Raw genomic sequence first — 22,977 nt, 5'->3', positions numbered from 1 at the left:
TCGCTTTCTTGATCCTTCGGCTCTCCTACCCTTTGAATTGCAGCGATTCATTCTCCAGAAAAAGTGCCTGCAACTGCCCGAAGTGCGCATCCGGGTCTTGAAGATATATGGAGACTTCATCGAGCAATTGCAGCTCCTCGAAATCCATATCCTCTATTTCCTTTTGGCAAATAGGAGGATAATCCCAGTACCGCAGCTCCCGGCCAAGCACAGCATGCAGATCATAACAGAGGTTGTTGCGGATATAATGCATTCCCCATGATTTTTTCACGCCAAAAAGCTGCGGGTTGATTTCTTTGTCTCTGGCCATTAACCAGGCAGCCCCGGCCAACAGGAAATCATCCCCTTGAAGATCGACGATTTCCATATCGGGGTCCACTTTGATCCAGCGCGATTCGCCTTCGTTCCACACCTCGCAAATCCAGTGATCTATATATTTCAATTGATGCTCTGAGAGATACCTTGCAAATCCGACTCTGCCGCGCACGGGAACTCCCATGGAACGCAGCATGGAAATAAGCAGCAGCGAATGGTACCGGCAGGAGACAATCAAGCGTTCCCGGGGCAGCCGCTCATCGATAATTCCATTGGCATTGCGTTCCACCAATGCTTCGAGCATGTCATGAATGGTATAGAATTTCTCGTCTTCATTTTTGGTATAGGAAGTGAGCAAATGTCTTACCTTCTTCACCATCCCAGGATGAATCAATTGACATTTAATCAATCTGCATAACCCGCTCAGATCACTTGGCAGCTCATCGAAGAGATAGCGCAGGCTGAATGGGTCTGTGTTCGGAGTATACTCCGTGTAAAATTGCAGCACCTGAGATTTATTCACTGTCCGTATGCCCCCTTCTTTTGGCGCTTCGTTGTTTCATCCGCTCTCTCCCTTGATTCCGCGTGGATAGTTGTTCCTGCGGCATTTCATCCGTCTCATTCTGGTCATTCCCGGATAAATACTCGGCCAGCGCGTGAATATTTGCGTATTCAAACAGAGTGAGGAGAGGAATCTCCTTCTGGAATTCCTGCTTCAGCTTATTGTTAATCATTGCGATCTGGACGGAGTTGATGCCCATCTCAAAGAAATTGTCCAGTGTACCCACCTGGTCCGCTTCCAGAAGCGCCTTAAAGATGTTTACGATGCGCTCTTCAACCTCGTTGCGCGGAGCCGTATAGGCTGAGGTCTGCTTATTGCCGCAGGGCTGCAGCTTCAGCAGCGCTTGTACATCTATTTTCCCGTTCGCAGTCAGAGGAAATTGCTCCAGCACGGCAAAAGAATACGGGATCATATAATCGGGCAGAACCTTGGCTATACGCGCTCTGACTTCATTGACGAATGCTGCCTGGTCTGCTGAATGGCTGTCTGGAATCAGATAGGCGCTCAACCGCTTTTCTTCCCCGTCTGCTGCCAGCACAACCGCATGCCGGACCCCTTCACAACGCTGCAGCTGCGCCTCCACTTCGCCCAACTCGATGCGGTAGCCGCCCACTTTCACCTGCTGGTCCTTCCTGCCCAGGAACTCCATCCAGCCATCCCGATGCAATACTCCGTAGTCGCCGGTTCGATAAATGTACCCCAATTCGGAATGATGAATAAAGGAATGGCTGGTCTTTCCGGGATCATTCAGGTAGCCGTTTGCCACTCCCCTTCCCCCGATATACAACTCGCCGGGCACTTCAAGCGGGCAATAGCCCAACTGCCGGTTGAGGACATAGAATTGCTGGTTGGCTAAAGGCTTGCCATAGGGAACGCTTGTCCACTGCGGCAACACCTCGTCTATTGGATAATAGATGGACCATATGGACGCTTCCGTTGCACCTCCACAACTGATTAGCTTGGCCGCAGGGAACAACTGCTTGACAGTCTCCGGCAAATGAAGGGGAATCCAGTCTCCGCTCAGCAGCACCAGCCGTAAATCAAGATTTTTCTGAGATATGCCCTGCGCTCTTATTTCTGCTCCCACCCGGTCCATGATCGCGGGAACAGAATTCCAGATGGTGATCTTTCCGGCTGACAAGGCAGCGGCAAGCTGCCCGATATCCTTCTGGTCTTTCACCAATACAAGCGTGGCCCCGGCAGCAAATGCTCCAAAAATATCATAAACAGAGAGATCAAAGCAAAGCGAAGAGATGCCCAATATCCGGTCTGCTGCATCCACCTGGAACTTCTGATTGATATCCAGCACCGTATTGCATGCAGCCTGGTGACTGATCATAACGCCTTTGGGATTCCCTGTGCTTCCCGACGTATAGATTACATAAGCCAAGCTTTCCGGTAGATGGGCGTTAGGCTGCAGCTCCACCGGCTGCTGTCCTCTACGGGTCTTCTCGTAAAAATCCGTCTCCAGAACAAGCTTGCACTGACTATGGTTTCGAATATAGTCCACCCGTTCCTGCGGGTATTCCGGATCAATCGGCACATAGGCAGCGCCGCTTTTTAGGATGCCTAACAGATTAATAAAGGTAGCAATTTCCTTCCTGGCAATCACACCAACCCTATCACCGGCGCTTACCCCAAGACTCCGCAGGCAACCGGCCACCTGGTCCGCTCTCTCATCAAGCTCTTTATAGGTAATGCTTGCGTCATCGGCTTCAATGGCTGCCGCATATGGAGTTTGGTGGGCGGCTTCTTCAAAAAGCCCGTGCAAGGTCTTGCTTGGTATCGGCTCTTCGGTATGGTTATAGGCCTGAATACTGGCGTAGTCGGACGCCGGGACCGCCGGAAAGCCCATTTCCTCCCGGGAATGCAAAATGGCTTCGATCCGCGCAAGATATTGCTCAAACATGGCATCCATCAGGGCAGGATCAAACAGCTCGCTGATATAGTCCCAATTAATCACCATTGTCCCATGGATCAGCGCCACCTGGTTATCGAGATAGACCTGGGATGTTTGCGTGATTCCGCCAGTGTCCTGCTTCCCGTCAGAGGCACCGCCTTGTTCCTCTGCTGCTTCCCCGCCGTTTTCACCATTCTCAAATAATGCGCTTGTGAACACGATCGGCATCAGCGCCTTGTTCCCCAGCTCTCTCCTTTTGCTGATTTCCCGCATCACATCAATACCGTCGAAATGACGATGGCCCAATGCTTCCATCAGCACCTGCTGAATGCTGCCCGCCTTCTCCCAGAATGAATCTTCGGGATTCATACGGACCTCCAACAACAACAGAGAGGTGAAGTCCCCGATCAGCTTGTCTACGTCAGAATGCAAGGGCAGCCGGTTAAACAGCGTCAGATTCAAGCCAAACTCAAGCTGATTGCTCCAATTCGCCAACACTTCGGCATAGACAGTGCATAACACCGCCGAAGGGGTCAAATTATGGTTTTGCGAAATTTGTTTCAGTTGCCGCCAATGCTGCTGCGAATATTGCTTCGACTTCCGCTTGAAATAGGGATTTTTGACGTGCTGCGGTTGTATCAGCAGAGGAAGGCTGGGAGCCAAAGGGAAATCGTCCACTTTGTGCAGCCAGTACTCCTTGTCTTCCAGGTACCACTTGGTGGTTTTCATCTGCTGGTAGCCTACAATGTAATCCCGGAAGGTAATGGACAGCTCCTCCAGTGGCGATGAGCGGTCAGCATACAGCGCCAGGAGCTCATTCTGCAGAATCTCCAGACTGTAAGCATCCATAATCAGCAGATCAAAGCTGACGCACAGCAGGCTCTCCTCCGGGGAAGAGCGAAAGGACACAATTTCAAACAGCGGCCATACCTGCGGATTGAAGATATGATGAGACATCCGCTCTCTTTCTTTAGCAATTCTCTGGTCTTTGGCTTCTTCGGCGTATCCGCTCAGATCGTATTCACAAATAGGGTATTCCGGCACTTCCCGCAGAATCTGCTGTGTGGCATCCGGCAAATACACGGTGTGAAGCGCGGGATGTCTTCGAATCAGGATATTCAGGCATTGGTTCAACCGGCGGATGTCCAGCTCCGTTGCAATCTCCAGATACGAGTGGGTCGAAACACCGCCCAATTCAAAATGGCTGCTTCTGCCCAGGTAATATGCCATTTGCACATTGGTTAATGGAAACGGTTCATGCCGGTTGGCAGGATCAGCAGCAATGAACGGCAATTCCTGCTCCCGCTCCTCTTGTATGGCCTCTTTGATGAAACCCGCTATTCTCTCTATCGTTTGCCGTTCAATAAAATGAGTAAACTGAAAGGACACCGGAAAACATTTGTTGATTTCATAAACGAGCTGCATGATTTGAATCGAATTTCCGCCCATTTCAAAAAATCCGTCCTGTACACCGACATCCTCAATACGCATTACTTTCCGCCAAATTTCATGAAGCTTCGTCTCCACCTCATCCTGCGGCTTGCGTGCTTCGCCCGGTTGAACCAAAGTACCCGTTACAGGCGGCAGCGCCTTCACATCAAGCTTGCCGCTAATCATGAGGGGAAGCTTATCGAGCTGCATAAAATGCTGCGGAATCATGTACACCGGCAAAAACTTCTGCAGATGCTCCCGCAGCTCCCCGCCCGAAACGGCGCGGGCTGTTGTATAATACGCAACCAGTATTTGTTCCTCTTGGGCATCCTGCCGGGCACGGACCACAGACTTTTCAATGGCGGGATGAGTATCGAGCTGCTTCTCGATCTCCGCCAGCTCCATGCGGTAGCCGCGGATTTTCACCTGGAAATCTGCTCTTCCCAAATATTCAATCGTACCCTCTTCCGTCCACTTGGCTATATCTCCCGTACAATAGATTCGTTCACCCGGACGGTACGGATTCTCAATGAACCTCTGGTTCGTCAGCTCCGGATTGTTCTGATACCCCCGCACAACACCGTGACCGCCGATATACAAGAGGCCGGGAACACCTATGGGCTGAAGCAGAAGCTCATCATTGAGAATATAAACTTGTGTATTCCTGATAGGTTGGCCGATATTTACGGGACCTGCCGTCACCTCTTGTGCCGTTGACCAAACCGTGGTTTCCGTTGGACCATACAGATTAAATATCCGGCTGCTGTTCATGATCCTTCTTGCCTGCTCTACCAGGGCCTGCGGCAAGGGCTCCCCTCCGACAAGCAAATAACGCAAGGAGCTTAGCGCTTTCGCCTGCTCTGAATCAGCCAGCAGGAGCTTCAGACGCGACGGCGTGGTTTGCATTACGCTGATCTCCGCTTGTTTTACCAGGGTCAGCAATGCGTGTACATCTTTTTGCTGAAGCTCATCGGCAATGACCACCCGATATCCGGCTAACAGAGGCAGGATGCTCTCTAACCAGAAAATATCAAATGAGACCGTAGTTAAAGATAAAAACGCCTCATCTTTCCCGAAGGACAGCATGTCCAACATCGCTGATAAAAAATTCATTAAGGAGCGGTGCTCAACCAGAATCCCTTTCGGCAAGCCGGTAGTTCCCGAAGTATACATGCAATACGCCAGATTGCGGTTGTTGTTAACTGGCGGCAATGAAAGGGAGTGGGAGGCACCCTGTCCAATCTCCAGGCTGCGCATGTCGATGACGACACGATTTCCCTGGTTCTCTACAGACGTGTTGGTCAAAATAACTTGAACCCGGGAGTCCTCCAGCATATAAGCGACTCTATTCGCCGGAAGGCTTGGATCAAGGGGCAAATATGCCCCGCCGGCCTGTAATATGGCTAATATTCCGACGATCATGTCAACCGACCGCGTGGTGAGGAGTGCAACGATCTGATCGGGACCGATTCCTTGTGCCTGCAAAGCATATGCCGCTTGTTTCACCCGAAGGTCCAGCTCATGATACGTGATGCTCTGATTGCGGAACGTGACAGCCACATGGTGCGGATGCTCTTTCACCCTGTCCGCAAAGATCTGATGAACGGTCAGGTGCTCCGGGTACTCACCCGCGGTCTGATTGAACCGGTGCAGCAGCTGGTCCCGCTCTTGATCGTCGAGCAGATGAATCGAACCCATCTTCTGGGCGGGATGTTTCAGCACTTCCTGAAGGATTGTACGGAAATATCGGATAAAGCGTTTGACCGTTTCTCTTTTGAACAAATCCGTAGCATACTCCAAAGTGAAAACAAGCTCGCCGGCCCGCTCTTCGCCGTCCAGTGTCAGATCAAAGCGCGATGTGGTTGCCTTATACGGATAAGGCGCTATTTGCAGCTCATTCAGATGGACCTGTCCGGCTTCTTGCCGTTGTACGTTGGCATTTTGAAAAGCAAACATCACATCAAACAAGGGATTCCGCCCAAAATCACGTGTAATCTGAAGCCGGCTGACAAGATCCTCAAAAGGGTAATCCTGGTGCTCCAGCGCATTGGAAATATTCGTTTTCATGGCCAGCAGGATTTCAGCAAACGTCAGCTCTTTGGAAACCCGGCTTCTGATCGGAAGGGTATTGACAAACATGCCGATTACACGCTCGATATCGCTGTGATTTCTCCCCGAGGTGGGCACGCCTGCAATGATTTCTTCCTGATCGCTCAGCTTAGCCAACATGATATTCCAAACCGCAAACAACACCATATACAGCGTTGCTTCCTGTTGTGCTGCCAGCTCTTTAATTTCCTGTACCTGCTCTTTCGGGATGCTGAACATCTCCGCGGACCCCCGGTAGGTCTTGAATGCCGGACGTGAAAAGTCTGCCGGCAATTGAAGCAGCGGGATTTCCCCGGAGAACGTGTCCAGCCAATAGGCCTCAGCGGCTTCATTGCTGATGTTCGCCCCATCATTCCGCCACTCCGCGTAATCCTTGTATTGTATCGTTAATGGCGGCAAGGCGCCGGGGTTCCCGTCATTTTGATACAGGGTAGTGAACTCGTCGATCAGGATGGCGTTGGAAGTCCCGTCTGTGATGATATGATGAATGTTAAACACAATAAGATGCTGGTGTTCACTTTCCTTAAACACACCCATCTTCCATAACGGCGCTGCAGCCAAATCAAATGACTGTATCCAGTCCTCGATGTGCTTGTCATTGACCGTTCCATGGATTGCCACAACATCGAGGGTTAGCTGAACCTCTTCCTCAATGCATTGTACCCATTCCCCGCTGATTCTCCGGAAGCAGGTTCGCAAGCTCTCATGCCTGCGGATCAACTGATTCAGGCAAGCCTCCAACTTTCCGAAGTTCAAAGGCCCCTTTACTTGCAGCGCGATGATATTGTTGTACTGTTTATTTTCCTTCTCCATTTGGCTCAGGAAATAGAGTCTTTTCTGTCCCGGAGTTAACGGATAGCCCTCTTTTTGGGGGGCGTGCCTGATCTGTGCATAAGTCGTCCGGTTTGCCTCATGGATGACACGGGTGATTTCACCGATCGTTGGCTTGTGGAAAAAGGCAGGGAGCGGGAGCTTGACGCCAAGCTTTTTGAAGACCAGTGAAAGGATAGTGATCGCTTTCAGCGAATCCCCGCCCAATGCGAAGAAATCCTCGTCGATGCCGATTGCGGTTATCCCCAAGACTGTGCTCCAGATCCCCGCAATCTGCTGCTGCAGCTCAGCTTCCGTAAGCGTGCTGCTGCCGACTGCTGCAGTTCCAGCTTCCGCAGCATGGACAGCCGCCTCCTGCTCCAGGATAGCCTCCACGCTGATGTTGTTGCTCTCCTCCATCAATGCCGGCAAATCGAGCGCAGAAACAATCACCCGGTTCATTTGGTTCTCCATGATATACCGGAACACGTTCACACCTTGCTCTGTCGTGATCGCCTCGGCTTCAAACTGAAGGTCGTTGACCTCCTTGTGCAGGCCGCGGTTCTTCTCCATCGCTTTCACGGACATTCCCGCTTCCGCCCAGTCGTTCCAGTTAATCGTGGCTGTAAAGCCTTCCCGGTGCTGTAAGCGGTAGTGTACAAAGGCATCCAAAAACTCATTTGCCGCATTGTATCCCACTTGTCCGAACTTGCGGCCGTAGATATAGTTGCCGATGGATGAAAATAAAACAAAAAAGTCCAGCTTGCGGTTGCGGAAAAGTGTATCCAAAACGATGGTCCCTGTAACCTTGGGCAGCAGCACCTCGTCGGTCATCGCTTGTGTCCGTCTTTGAATGACTCCCGCATAATCCGCAACGCCAGCCGTGTGCAGGACTCCGGTAATCGGACCCAACCGCGCTTCCGCCTGGGCAACCACTTGCTGCATGGCGCTGAAATCAGAGATATCGGCGCTATGCACCTCGATCACCGCTCCTGCCGCTTCCAGTGACCGGAGGGTTCGAATGATCCGGGTTATTTCTGCGTCCTCTGGCCGGTTCAACCGCTGCTCCCATTCACTTTTCGGCGGAAAAGCAGAACGCCCCACCAGAACCAGGCGGGCTGTATGCTGCTTGGCTAAATATTCCGCCAGCGCCAAGCCCATTCCTCCCAACCCCCCTGTAATCATACAGACGGGATTTTCCTTGAATAGCGAAACCTTGCCGGGGCTGGCCAAAAAAAGCGGTTTTTGAATCGATTCGATCCACCGGCTTTTCCCGCGATATGCGACTTGCTTGTTCGGAAACTCAAACTGGAACTCCCGGAGCATTTGCCGGGCCTGTTCTCTTGTCCGCGTGGCATCACCTTCCGCCAGCGGGAAATCCACATGGCAAACCTTGATATTCGGATACTCGTAAGGAATAATTTTGCCGGCACCCAGCAGCAGCCCTTTCATGGAGCACAGCATTTCTTCTTGCGTTATTGAATATAGCCCGTTTGAAACGATCTGCAAGTGCACCTCTTGAGCAACAGCCGCAGCACCTAAGAATTGGACCAGATGCAAAATATGATGCAAAAACAATTGCTGGCCGATTTCGATATTGGCCAGCTCCGGCTCCATCGGAGAGGTAACCGTCCAGAGATAGCAGATGTGATCAGGAACCGTATCCAGACTGCGGTACAGCCGGTCCATCTCTTCACTGCGCAGCGGGTTCACCCTATAGTGATCTGCCGTAATTTGCCCGTAATGCTCTGCATGTTCAACAATAATGCAGCGGATCTGCTGCTGCTTGAGCAGATCGTCCAGCGCTGCTCCCAGACCGGCCGGGTCACAAAAAATGAGCCAGACTGCATCCCTGGAGAGCATTCGGCCTTCATAGTTAGGAAGAGCGGCGCTTTCCCAAGCGGGTACATACAACCATTTGCCGATATCGTCACTTCTTGCCGGGGGACAGTCCTTCCCGGATGGAGGACGATTGAGAAGATGCTTAAGGTTGAACAGCTGTGTATCTACCGGGAACTCTTGGCGGTCAAAAGCATAGGTGGGCAAGGAGAGACGGTTCCGCTGCTCGTATTGATATAATTCCCGCCATTTGATGTCCTTGCCGTACAGCCACATTGAACCTACGGCAGCCATAAGGGAGTAGGTGTTCAGCTGGTCCAGGGCGATGATTTGGGGCTTAGCAGACTGCTTGTCCAAGAAGGGCTGTACCTCCTCCTCTGCACCTAACACCAGCCAAATCTCCTCCCGCCGGACAATTCTGCGGTCAGCCTCAGGCTGCTCCGTTCCGCAATCATCCAGACTCAACAGAAAAGAACGGACAGCCTCTTCAAGCGAAAGCTCTCCCGACAGGCAGCCAGCCAGCCATTGGCTTTTTCCCCTCCCTATCACAGCTTCCGGGTGCAATCCCCATTCGATGAACAGCTTTCCTGCCGCATAATAGCTGCCAAACGCAAGCACCGGATTGTACTCACGTTTCCGCAGGTCCTCCGGCTTCAAAGCAGCTCTGCCCGGAACAAGCCGGTTCATAATTTCCAGAGCCTGATTCAGGAAGCGGCGGGCTCCAGGTTCCTCTTGATACCATTGCTCAAGTTCAACAAGCTCGCTGCCGCTCCATACGTGCTGCGTAAAGTCCGGGATCACAAAAATTACCGGAGCACCTTCCCATCCTGCCGTGCCCTTCTTTGTTGCCATTTCAGCAAATTGAAGAACCCGGTGGCTCTTCCGGTTGACCAGGACTAACTCGCGGACGGGAAAGTGTTTTCTGCCCACTTGCAGTGTATATGCAATATCTTCAAGGCGGCTTTGTCCTGCCTTAGAATACCGCTCCAGCTCCTTTTTGAGCCCCGCCAAAGCCGACGGTGTTTTGGCGGATACGGGAAGCAGCTGCCACTCCCGCCCGGCAGAGGATTCCGGCAAGGTCGGTGCTTGCTCGACAATGATATGGGCGTTGGTTCCGCCGATGCCGAACGCGCTGATTCCGGCCCGTAAGGGCTCATTTTTGCGGGGCCATTCGGTCAGCCGGTCATTAATATAGAAGCCCTTTTCAATCACATTCAACACCGGATTCGGCGTTTGAAAATGCAGGGATGGAGGGAGCATGGTATGTTTGAGTGCCAGAACGGTTTTGATGAAGGAGGCAATGCCTGCTGCGCTGTCCAGATGCCCAATGTTCGTTTTGACTGAGCCGAGCGCACACGCATGTCTTCGCTCCGGGTTATAGCCCAGCTCCAAGGCTTCCAATTCAATCGGATCGCCCAGCGGCGTCCCTGTCCCGTGGCATTCGATGTAATCAATGCTGTCCGGCGATACTTCAGCCAGCTTGAGCGCTGTCCGGATAACCTCTGCCTGTCCGATGGTGCTGGGGGCTGTAAATCCCGTTTTTTGATGACCATCATTATTCACTGCGGAACCTTTGATGACCGCATAAATCTGGTCACGGTCATCAAGGGCATCCTGCAGGCGCTTCAGAACCACTGCGCCAACTCCATCTCCCCCAACGATTCCCTTTCCATCAGCGTCAAACGCCCGGCATTTCCCGTCCGGGGATAAGATCATTCCCTCCTGATATTCATAACCGCTTTTCTCAGGCAGGGTGACCGTGACCCCGCCCGCCAGGGCGATATCGCACTCGCCGTTCAGCAGCGACTGCGCTGCCATATGCACGGCGACGAGAGAGGTGGAACATGCCGTGTAGACCGACAGGGCTGGGCCTTTGAGATTTAATTTGTGCGCGATCCGCAAGCTTAAATAGTCCTTATCCAGCAGTTGAGAGGCGGCCCAATGCCCTATAACCCCGCTTTTGCCGGACAAGCCCATCAGCCCTTCCCAAATATGATTCGGAGATGCCCCCGCGAACAACCCGATAAGCTGCTGATCCGCCTCCGCCGCGTAGCCGGCATCCTCCAGAGCCGCCCAAATGCACTCGTGGAACACTTTCATCTGCGGGTCCATCAGTTCTGCTTCCAGGGGAGTATAGTCAAAAAAACGGGCGTCAAAACAATTGCCTGCTTCCAGATAACCCTTTGCCTTGACATACTCTGCCTTCGCAGCCAAGTCCGGCTCTACTCCGGCGGCAATCAATTCCGGCACACTAAAGGTCCGGACCGAATGAACGCCGTTCTTTAGATTGTCCCAGTATTCTGAAATCGTGCTTGCTCCCGGAAACCGGCCGGCAAGGCCAATTACGGCAATTTCCAAGCCATTGTAATTCTGCACTGTATCATCCCTACTTTTTCAACAGACGTAATTTTTGCCTTCTTGCCCGCTTGCCTTCCTCGATGGAAGCTTCTCTTGAATCGGCGTTCAGTTCCGTCACAGGACTATCCGCCTTAAGCACAGTAGCCAGCATACTTATCGTTGGATAGGTAAATAAGGTGACCACCGGCACCTCTTGCCCTAAGTCTTCTGACAATGCTTTGCTGATCGTGATTACATCAAACGAAGTTCCTCCCAGATCGAAGATGGTCGAATGCACACCGATGTGATCCATTCTGAGGACGGTTTTCCAAACCTCTGCGATTCTGTGCTCCATTTCTGTGCTTGGCGGCGTCAATACCGCTTGAGTCTGCTGCTTAAGCTCCAGGGCATTCAGCTTGCCGTAGTCCACTTTTCCATTGAGTGTTAACGGAACCTTTGAAATGGGCAGCAGGAAGGAAGGGATCATGTAATCGCTTATCCGCGTTTGCAGATACTGCCTGATCTCCACTGGATCAAAAGCGTCTTCGCGCCCCTCTTTTAGTACAATATAGGCAACCAGGACAGGGGTTTTCGGCTCAATCTCCCGTGCCGACACCACGGCTTCCTTGATGGACTCTACCGTCAGGAGATGGGCGGAGATTTCGTCCAGTTCAATGCGGAACCCTCTTATCTTCACCTGGTTGTCGCTGCGCCCCATATACTCTATTTCACCGCCCGGCAGATATCTGCCGAGATCACCGGTCCGGTACAGACGTATCCAACGCTCCCCAATTCTGCAGGTTCGGAATCTTTCTCCGGTCCATTCCGTCCGATTGAGATATCCGCGCGCTACCCCTTCGCCGCCAACCCATATTTCTCCGGGAGTTCCAATAGGGACTTGCTCATGCTGCCGGTTGAAGATATAGACCTCTACTGTGGAAAAAGGCGCACCGATGTTGTTCTGATTCGATTGGATCTGCTCTGCCCCGATTTCTTTAAAAGTTGTATGTACCGTCGTTTCGGTAATCCCATACATGTTGATGATCCGGGTGCCGGGATATTTCACTCTCCAAGCTTCCAGCTTGCCCGGCTGCAAAGCCTCTCCGCCAAGAATCACATAACGTAAACGCAGCTTCTCCCCGGTATCTTCCAGCTCTTCCTGAATGAATTGGTAGAAGGAGGAGGGCGTCTGGTTGAATACGGTTACGTTCTCATTTCGGAGCGCCTGCACAACGTACCGGTAATCTTTCTTGAGCAGCTTCGGAATCAGCAGCAGCTTGCCGCCATGCAGCAGCGCGCCGAAAATTTCCCACACGGAAAAATCAAAGCCAAACGAATGAAATAGGGTCCATGTATCCTGGCAGGTGAAATCAAACCTGTTATTCTCATGAAAAAATAACCGGACTACATTCCGGTGTTCAATCATGACACCTTTGGGATTTCCTGTGGTGCCGGATGTATAAATGATATAAGCCAGGTCATTAGGATGAATGATATGCTCCAAGTTGGTACCGGGATACTGCTCCAGCTTGGGGTCATCGAGAAAAATCACCTCACAGTCCCCGCCGGCCGTCCCTGGCGGTAAGGAGAGCGATTGAACCGTTAGAATCTGCCTGGTCCGGCTGTCCTGCAGGATATAGTCCATCCTCTGTGCCGGGAGGTCCGGGTCGATGGGCAAATACGCGCCTCCCGCCTTAAGGACCGCCAGGATACCAATAATCATGTCCAGAGAAGGCGGCAGGATCAGGGCTACCACCGATTCGGCCGTTACGCCAAGCCGGCGCAAATGATGGGCCGCTTGATTCGATTTGCGGTTCAGCTCTTGGTAGGACAAGCGCTCATTGGCAAATACCGCTGCCGTATGCTTCGGATATTTAGCAGCACATTCCTCAAAGAGGGAGGGAATCGTTGCTTCTTCCGGAAAGCCTGCAGATGTGTCATTGCTGCGTCCGATGATTCGCCGGTCCCTCTCTGTCAGTATCGAAAGCTCCTGCACAGGGCTGCGCAGGTCTGGTAGCGACTGCTCCAGCAGCACATGGAAATGCTCCAGCAATTGGCGGACCGTATCGGCACTGTAGACCGAAGCATTGAAGCGGATTTTACCATGGAGTACGTTCTCCTCCCTGTGGGCGATCAATGTGAAATTGGACATCGTTCCGGATAAATACTGCTCATCCTGAATGTTGTCCACAATCACGGATACATCCAAAAAGCCGGGTTCTAAGCTTGCCTGCTTCAGCATTAGCCCGAACGGATAGTTCTGGTGCTCGGCCGCTTCGGAAACCGTCTGCTTCATCAAAGAGATCACATCAATCATCCGCATGCCGTTGTGAACCTGTACGCGAATCGGGAGGACTGTATTAATGAAATCCTCCTCACTGTGCTGCCTATAAATGCTCGTGCCAAGCACGATATCCGTTTGTCCCGTATACTTGAGCAGCCACACGGAAGTGAATGCCAACAGCAGCACATGCAATCGGGCATCGGAGCCATTGCTGATCTGCACCAGCTTGCCGGCATGGGCGGGGTCCAGTACAAAGGGTATTGTCTCTATCCGGCGTTCCCGATGAAGATCTGTATGCTGTTCGCAGGGGAAGCAGCTCTTATCAGGCAGGCCGGCCAGCTTGTGCAGCCAGTATTGATGTTCCTTCTTGTACACGTCATTCAAGTACGGCACATTGGCGAAGAAATTGCCTTTCACGATACCCCACTCCTTTGCAGTTGATTGGCTGTTTAAAATGCAAAATCATTCCCGTCATCAAGCAAATCCAGCGTTTCCGTCCGGACAAGACCTGAATCCAGCCTAATTTCTTTGACGAGGATGTCCGGGTTCCCGGCAGCCTGTCCGGCAATATCCAGCAAGTGCCGGCACATGGTTGTGATCGTCCTGCGGGCAAATAAATCCGTCGAATACTCCATCCGCATTTCTATCCTGTCGTCATAATCGTACACCCATAAGGTCAAGTCGAATTTGGATGACGGGTTGCGGAACGGATACGCCTGCAGCCTTACCCGGTCCATAGCCGCTTCGGCGGGGGCAACATCGGGCAGCACCAGCATGACATTGAATAAGGGATTCTCGCTTAATTGATGGCTCCGCCCCAATGCTTCGACCAGGATCTCAAACTGTACATCCTGATTTTCAAAAATCCGCAAACTCTGCGCTTTGACCTCTGTTAGCAGCTGTTCAAACGATGTTTCGCGGTTGATGCGGGAACGGAAAGGCAGCACATTGGCAAACATGCCGACCATGTCCACCAGATCTGCATGGTTTCTTCCGGCAAGACTGGCCCCGATCATCACTTCATCCTGGCCCGTATATTTGTGCAGCAAGATACTGTAAAGGGCCATCATATTCATGAATAATGTGGTGGTATTGCGCTTCATCCCCTGCTTCAGCCGGCGCGTTACGTTTTCTTCTAAAGTACATGTATAAATATCGCCTTGGTGGCTCAGCACGGCAGGCCGCGGGTAATCAGTGGGAAGATGGTTCTCCGGCAGCTCCCCCGATAATTGCTGGAGCCAGTACCCGGTTTGCTTGTCGAATGCTCCGCGTCTGATCTGTTCGTTCTGCCAGCCCACAAAGTCAACATACTCCAAAGGGATTGGCTTGAGCTGCCCGGCTTGACCGTTATAAATACGGATAAGCTCGCTCTTGAGAATCTCAACCGAGAGGTTATCGGCAATGATATGGTGTATATCAAACAGCCACACATACTTCTGCATACCGCAGCGGACCAGCTTTACACGCAGTAAAGGAGCCGACCGCAGATCAAACGGCTGCATAAACTGTTCAACCACCTGATCGGCTTCCTCTTCCTTTACGGTCACCTGCTCCACTTGAAACCCGGCATGGTCATGGATGATCTGGACAATCTCCCCGTTGATGATGTCAAAGCTTGTCCGCAATACCGCATGCCTCCGGATTAACAGGTCAAATGCGTTTTGTAATTTATCCGGATCGAGATCACCTTCAACCGATGTAACCTCCAGGATGTTGTAGGCAACGCTGTCCGGCTGGAGCTGCTGGTGGAAATACAACCGTTTTTGCGCCGATGACAAGGGATAATGAGCCTTAGGCGCAGCCTTTTGAATGGCAGCATATTCATTGGTTGTATGATAGGCAGCTTGAATACGCCGGGCAAGCTCTTTCAGCACGGTGGTATGAAAGAAGACCGAAACCGGAATCTTGATGCTGATCGCCTGATAGATCCTCTCTGCGACCGTTAGCACCTTCAGCGAATCCCCGCCCAAATCAAAAAAATCATCGTCTCTGGAGATCTGCTCATGCCCCAGAACACTCTTCCAAATGCTGTGGATCACATCTTCTAACTCCTGGACGGACAATTTCACCCCTGAAGCCCGCACTTTGTCCCCCGCAGAGCTGCCGCTGCTGTCTTGATACAGGCTTACCTTCTCACTTCTGTAGGCTTCTACCCGTGTAAGCAAATCAACAGTAGATACAATCACCTGTGGATAGGCTGCCGATAATGCGGTCTCCAGAATCATAAGTCCTTCCTCAGGAGTCAGAGAACCCGAATTGCCGTCGGAAGCTGCCGCAGCCGCCTGGACTGCAGTTGTTTTTTCGGCCGCCGCGCCTCCCCCGCTGACCTGCTCATTCGTGACAGCTGTAACCTGATACCCCTCGATTTCCATGATCCCTTTGCCGTGTTCATCCATAATCGTCAGATCAAACTCCAGGATTTTGTCTCCAAGAGAGTGTTCTGTCCGGTGACGGATATAACTGTACACTCTTCCGGGCATCTTCCCATGGACCGTAATGTTTCTGTAGCCGAACGGAACATACTGGCCGGCCCCGGTGTGTGCAAGACCCATGTGCACCAGCGCCACATCAAGGATCGCCGGGTGAAGCCCGTAAGCAGCCAGATCTCCCGCGAACGTTTGCGGAAGTTCAATCCAAGACAGCCCCTCCTCCTGAGAGAATCCTCCCCAGCGGTAGCTGTCCCACCGGGGACCGTACCGGAATTTGCTGTCCCGCCGGTTGTTGTAATGCTCTCTGCCATAGCGGCTGTGCTCGCAGGCATTGCGGATGACATCCAATTCATAGTTTTGGGGCTTGAGATTACTGGCGCTCATGCAGCCGCGTGCGTGGAGCACCCACCTGCCCTTGGGAGCCCCCGAGTAACTTTCAATCGTAAACCGATAACCTTCCGTGTCCCGGATAATGACCGTCCGGACCGGAACATCCGTATTCTCCGCTGCTGCCAGCGGGGTTAAGAAGAAAACATCGTGGATCAGTACGGCTGCTTCAGGATTTGAAGTCGCTGATTGATAGGCTGCACGCGCCATTTCCAGATAGCATGTTCCCGGCAGCACGGCCTGGTCAACAATGCGGTGTTCATCCAAGACCCAATCTCTGCCGGTATGGAAATAAGAAAGAAACGTAGTACGTCCTGTATTTTCTGTCAGGGAATACTTAAACAGCGGATGCTCTTCGGAACGATAAGCGATTCCCGGAGCAGAACCGGCTGGACGGGAGAGCGCCGAAAGGCTGGCCATCCCGGTGTTTTTCCACATATCCCAGTTGATCGCTTGGGTGAAATACCCCCTTCTGGTGTTAACCAGGGCAAAGGCATCCAAAAAAGAATTGGCTGCGCTGTACGCTACTTGCGCCGGTGGAGCGAGCAGCGCGCTTAAGGAAGAGAAGAGCAGCAGAAAATCGACCGGACAGGACAGCTCTTCGATGACTTTTTGCAAGACCTGGGTTCCATAAATTTTGCTGCCAAAAACCGCTTCGCACATCTCCTTGCTTCTTCGCTGAATGACCGCTCCATCCGGTACACCTGCAGCATGGATAATCCCGTTGATAGCCCCGTAGCGCTCAAGGATCTGCCCAAAAACGGCTCTGACCTGCGCTGTATCCGTAATATCCGCCTGAACCAAACAGAATCCGCTTGCCGCTGCTTTGATTTCCCGCAAGCCGGCAATTTTGGCGCTCACCGGATCATCCCCGCTGTGGATTGTATACCACTTGTCCCACTCCTCCTCGGGAAGAAACTGCGACCGGCTGAGCAAGACCACACGGGCCTGATACTGCTCTGCCAGAAACTTGGCCACATAGAGCCCGATGCCTCCAAGACCTCCGGTGATGACGTATACCCCTCCTGCTGTTAAACGCTTGGAGACTGTATTCAGCGGAGTGGTTGGGCGCACCTGCTTGAAGGTGGGCTCCCATATATAGCTATTCCGAAGCGCGATCCAATCGGCACGGCGGTTCTCTTCCGGCTCGGACAGTATGCGGCAAAGGAGATGATGGTCGTATTGATCGGTGTCGACCAGCCTGCAGGCAATGTTCTCGTACTCTTTGGCGATAACACGAAGCGGCCCGAACAATGTGGCCTTTGCAGGGACAACCGTCTCGTTCCCGATGACTTCAGCCACCTGGTTGGCAACGATATCGATGGTTACCGGCTGCCGGAGCTGAAGCTGGCCAACCGCCCTGGCAATGTTCAATAAGGTATAGTACCCCAGGCGGTTGTATTCTTCCGCTTCCGGTAATTGTTCATGGGCGGCAGCCTGTGGATGCATGCACCAAAAATGCACAATCCGGATCGGCCCATCCCCCCGCTGGGCAAGTGTATCCAGCAGCTGTATGAAGTCATCCAAGATTTCCGGATTGATCTCAAATGACATCTTATTTGATTTGAAGGATTCACCGGGCTCAATCCGGGCAAGGGTATGTCCCATTTGTTCAAGCTGCTCCATGCATCGGGCTGCAAAGGGCTCCGGTGCGGCAAACACTGCGAATAACCCTTGCTGCCGCTCCCCGGCCTCGGGTATGTGTTCAGAACGTATCCAGGAGGGAACATACAGCCATTCTTCTTTGCTTTTCTTGCCGGTTTGGGGATCTTGACGTTTCCAGTTATGCTGGAACTGCTTGATCTGCTGCGAATCCACCCAGTATCTTTTCCGGGCAAAGGGATAGGTTGGCAGTGTCAATCGGGATGGGTTGTGATGCTTAGCAAGCTCGTCCCAATTGAGGGGATAGCCGGTTGCCCATATGCAGCCGACCGCATCAAGGAGATTGGGCTCTCCTGTCACAAGGCTAATATGCCCCGACGGGCCGGATGGCTCACCTCCTGTACCGAAGTCAAGAACCAGATGCTTATCCTCTTCTTCCACCTTTGCGGGCAAGCTTGTACCGTCATCCTCTGCACCTAATGGATTGACCCAATAGTCCGGGAGCGTCACATCATTCACTGTATTTCTTCGGGCATCCGCAGAGAGCAGCGGAATCGAAGGCGCAGACAAGGCAATCGAATCAAATGCCTCGTAAAACTCGGACTGAAGGGCCTCCAGCAAAAATAAATCCCCTTCGCTGCCCCGCCATTCCTCCAGCAGCCGGTCTCTTTTCTCAATGAGCATCAGCGCTTCTTCCAAGCTAAAAACACCGGCTAAACAGCCCGCCACATACGCCCCGGTCCCGGTCCCCATAAGGGCAGCTGGCTTCACACCCGCACGCAGCAGCCATCTGGCCAAGGCCAGTTGGAAGAGAAAGACCGGCGTCTGTCCAGCATCCTCATTCCCATCCCCTAAAAACCCTTCACGCGCAGCGCCGCTCATCCCGCCCGCCTGAAGCAAGAGCGCTTCCATTTCCTCACGGCAATACGGATTGCGCAAGCAATTGTGGTAATGCTGAATCGCCTCTTTGGGTTCCATCCCGGCAAACCAAAAGTATACAGGCTTCAATGCTTTTTTCGGATCAACCCACAGGGCTTGCGGTGCCTTCACTCTTAATGCTGCACAACCGGCAAGCAGTGACTTGCAGGCTACATATTGACGGTAGGAAAAGTGCTCGCGTCCCTGCTGGAGCGTATACGCAATATCCGATAAATCTTTCCCCGGATGCTTCTGCACATCTTGTACAAACGCTTCAATGGACTCCTCCAGCGCTTCTTTGGTTTTGGCTGAAAAAACCAGCAGCCGCTCCTGCTCCTCCTCTGGCCTTACGCTCTGCTCTGATGGGGCTTCCTCCAAAACGATATGCGCGTTGGTTCCGCCAACACCAAATGAACTTACTCCTGCCCGGCGCAGCCCTGAACCGCTCTCCCATTCCCTCATCCGGTCTACCAGGTAAAAGGGGCTGTCTTCAAGCATGAGATGCGGATTGGGGTCCGCAAAATGCAAGGTTGGAAGCAGGCATTTATGGTGCAGGGCCAGCACCGCTTTTATAAGCCCGGCTATTCCAGCCGCGCTGTCAAGATGGCCAATGTTGGTTTTGACTGAGCCTATCCCGCAGAAATGTTTGCGATTGGTACAGAAGGCTGTAGTTAACGCCTTGACCTCAATCGGATCACCGAGAGCCGTCCCCGTTCCGTGTGCTTCTATGTAGCCAATCTCCCCGGGATCTACCCCGGCCACGCGGTGGGCCGTCCGAATGACCTCTGCCTGTCCATCTACACTCGGCGCACTGTAGCCTACTTTGCGGTTGCCGTCATTATTAATTGCCGTTCCTTTAATAACTGCATAAATATGGTCTTTGTCGTCCAAGGCATCTTCCAGCCGTTTCAATATCACCAGGCCGATGCCATTGCCCACCACGGTACCGTCCGATGCGGCATCGAACGCCCGGCAATGGCCGTCCGACGACAGGATCATCCCGTCCTGATAGAAATATCCGTTCTTCAATGGACTTGTAACAGATACCCCGCCGGCTACCGCCATATCACATTCTCCGCTGATGACCCCCTGGCAAGCCGCATGGACCGCAACGAGCGAAGTAGAGCAGGCTGTGAACAGCGTATAACTGGGCCCTTTTAAATTCAGCTTGTAGGAGACTCTCGTGCTCATTAAATCCTTGTCATTCAGATGGGCAATCTCGAAATCCTCAGCCCCGTTGCGGGAGCCCATGGACAGGGACAGCGCCTCCCAGTGAAAGTGGGGCCGCCCTCCTGCATAGACCCCGATGGTATCCTGTGTCCTGCCAGGCGGATAACCCGCATCCTCCAGTGCCATCCAAGTATGCTCGTGCAGCAGCCTCGTCTGCGGGTCCATAAATTGCGCTTCATTCGGTGTATACCCAAAGAAGGAATTATCGAAGTACTCACACTCATCGAGATAACCTTTTGCTTTGACGAAGTTCTCTTTGGTGTATACCTCTGCGGGAACTCCGGCCTCCTCCAATTGTTCGTCTGTAAAGAAGGAAATGCTGTCAACACCATTCTTTACATTCTGGAAAAATTGCTCAAGGTTTTTGGCCCCCGGAAAAGAACCCGACATTCCAATAATGGCAACTTCTAACCCTGTTCTCGTGTTTTCCTTCATAATTACCCTCGTTTTTTCGTCATTTTTTTTGCTCTGCTCTGCATCTGCGCTTTAATTTCAGGCATATAAGGCCATAGCAAAAATATGTAAATTAGGACAATCAGGCAGTCGCATGCCTACCATTTTCCGGGTTGTATCCAGTGCATAATTTTGGGTAAATACATGTGCTTGGGATTCATTCAGCTGGTTTTGCCCGTTCTTTCGGGATGCCGCTCTGCCTGACCAAACGATGGATTCACCGTAAAGAGGTTCCATATAGAAATCTGTAAATGCAATTGGGAGGACGGACGCGGACCGGTCCTCGTACACAAGCTCGATCTGATCCGAGTAACTTCCACACTCCGAGCATCCCACAAGCACTATGGCAGAATAATGGCCTGCCGGAATCCTGATGGACTGTGCAGCGCATGAAATATTGTCATAATTACTGCAGTTCAATACCGGGAGGGAAAATTTCATTCCTTCCAGCTTCCATTCCACCGGAGGATCATCGGCTAACAAATAATCTCCCATCAGCGTAAGATCCGCCTTGCTCTCCTCTGAGAGCGAACGGTCAAATCCTTTATTATTGTAATATTCCGCCAGCTCCACGAATTGCCTATCCGCTTGATCGCTGATTGGACCCACGATAATGTTTTTGGACATAGTCTGCTGACCTACCGCCTTTTCTTCACACATTGAGAGAAGCTGACCGGCAATCTGTTCTTCCTTGTCTGCGATCATTCGAAGCTTATCGGCCGCTCTGGGCAATAGACTTCTATCCCTTGGGCTGTAGTAGGATTTGGTCACCATAGAGAGCAGAATGCTCCATTGTGACGCAGCATAATACAGTTCATCCACCGTATCATGGAAATCCTGTTCCTGTTGTCTGGTATTCAAATATTGCAGTACCGCTGCAAACTGTCTTCTGCCATTGCTAATAGCGTTTAGTACGGACAGTAACGGGGCCATCCAAATATGCTTATGCTGCTTGAATTCTTCGTTCAAATCGGGAGATTGCTCCAAAATAGCTGCGAGACTTCTCATCTGATGGAATGAATGATCTGTTTGTTCCGGTCCCCTTATTCTCCTGGCGGCATGCCGAATTATGGTTCTCCAATCCGCAACGGGCTCCGGCAGGGTTGAACATTGGAATACAGCTACACGGTTACGGTTGCTATCGTATGAAAAACAACTTTCACTTGAAAGCTTAATAGATTGTTTCTGATAGAAACAATCTATTAAGCTGTACATGCGATTTGCCTCGTCGTACCCGACAATTAAATTGGTATGAGGGTAATGATAGCTGTGATAACCGGAGTCCCAGGGACATTCATAAGTATCCAGTTCAACGATGACGGGTCTGGATTCTGCCAATTCCCTGGCGACTACACCGGCCGTATCTTGAAAGCTCAGGTTTTCTACGATCCGGATATCGATACCATGGTACTGCGCCAGTAAAGGAAACATATTACCGGAATCCGGACTCAAGGAGGAAGATAGTTTTCCCGTGCTGCTCCATTGCCGGATGTCAAAGGCAAATCCCCACGATTCTGCATACATAAGCTCATGGTCCCGCTGCAGCCAGGATGCAACAGAAACAATGGTGTCCTCCGTGCAATTTCTCCAATCGCGGTGAATCGGAATGATATCCAATACGTTCATGTAATCACCTTGAGTTTATTAGTTAGCTGCCTATTTAACAAAACAGTCATTATGGATATCTTTGGCTTTCAACATCAAATCATGTTTGAATATATGCGAAGTATCCCCAAAGCCAATGCATCTTGGCGTTGCCCAGCGATCCGACCGCTGTTCCAGAACAACCGTCGTGACTGAACTGGGCGGCATCCAGAATCCCGACCACATTAATGAAATCGGGATATCCAGTAAATGGCCAAGCCAGGTTAAACCAATCGCTCTGTGACAAAACACCACAATTTTATCCTGGCTCGGATTGATGCATGAGTACCGTCCGTCCATTCTTTCATATCCATGGCGCAGCAAAAACCGGTCAGAGCTTCTGCGGATCTCCTCCACTCTTTCTTTCGCCTGCACCTCCTGGTAATAATTAAGCTGATGCCAGGTTTCATGAGTCGGGAATGAGTCTCCGTTTCTGATTACTTCACCCGGAATATCAAAAACCCCTATATACCCCCAAGGAGAATTCTCAATCCATAAATCGGTCAGCTCCCTTAACCAATTCTCAGTCCGCGGCTCTATCCCTAGCAGCTCGGAGGTATAGCTCATCGTCTTCAACGCCCTGCCCATCGGCGATGAATAAATATAGTCGGCTCCCTGAACCTGCAGATATTGCGCCAGTGCTTTTGCCTCAAGCTCTCCGGCAGCAGTGAGGGTATCATTTTCATAATCCGGTTCCGCGTGGCGGACAATATAAAGATGCATCATT

6 protein-coding genes are annotated in these 22,977 nt (G+C 51.8%); all 6 read right to left on the bottom strand.

From position 1 onward, the window contains the following. Positions 1-25 precede the first annotated feature (25 nt). The 6 genes from PGRAT_RS07755 to PGRAT_RS07730 are packed head-to-tail and all read right to left on the bottom strand — an operon-like array spanning position 26 to position 22,976. The gene (locus PGRAT_RS07755; protein ID WP_025705090.1) at positions 26-838 is read right to left on the bottom strand and encodes a transglutaminase family protein; all 813 of its coding nucleotides are present in this window, start codon (positions 836-838) and stop codon (positions 26-28) included. Further along, positions 831-11,342, bottom strand: a complete 10,512-nt coding sequence (locus PGRAT_RS07750; protein ID WP_025705089.1) for a non-ribosomal peptide synthetase — start codon at positions 11,340-11,342, stop codon at positions 831-833. Before PGRAT_RS07750 ends, PGRAT_RS07755 begins: the two co-directional genes overlap by 8 nt. Before the next feature lie 10 nt (positions 11,343-11,352). Then, on the bottom strand, positions 11,353-14,004 hold the full coding sequence (locus tag PGRAT_RS07745) for a non-ribosomal peptide synthetase (protein ID WP_025705088.1): 2,652 nt from the start codon (positions 14,002-14,004) through the stop codon (positions 11,353-11,355). 32 nt (positions 14,005-14,036) lie between these two features. After that, the gene (locus PGRAT_RS07740; protein WP_025705087.1) at positions 14,037-20,588 is read right to left on the bottom strand and encodes an SDR family NAD(P)-dependent oxidoreductase; all 6,552 of its coding nucleotides are present in this window, start codon (positions 20,586-20,588) and stop codon (positions 14,037-14,039) included. A gap of 57 nt (positions 20,589-20,645) precedes the next feature. Next, the gene (locus PGRAT_RS07735) at positions 20,646-22,232 is read right to left on the bottom strand and encodes a BtrH N-terminal domain-containing protein (RefSeq protein WP_025705086.1); all 1,587 of its coding nucleotides are present in this window, start codon (positions 22,230-22,232) and stop codon (positions 20,646-20,648) included. 30 nt (positions 22,233-22,262) lie between these two features. Continuing rightward, a complete protein-coding gene (locus PGRAT_RS07730) occupies positions 22,263-22,976 on the bottom strand; it encodes a histidine phosphatase family protein (protein WP_238326781.1) in 714 nt (237 codons plus the stop codon). Between the last annotated feature and the right edge of the window lies 1 nt (position 22,977).

The sequence above is a fragment of the Paenibacillus graminis genome (assembly GCF_000758705.1).
Lineage (GTDB): Bacteria > Bacillota > Bacilli > Paenibacillales > Paenibacillaceae > Paenibacillus_AQ > Paenibacillus_AQ graminis.
The sequence above is the reverse complement of the archived record's forward strand: the minus strand, read 5'-3'. Positions and strand labels throughout refer to the sequence as shown.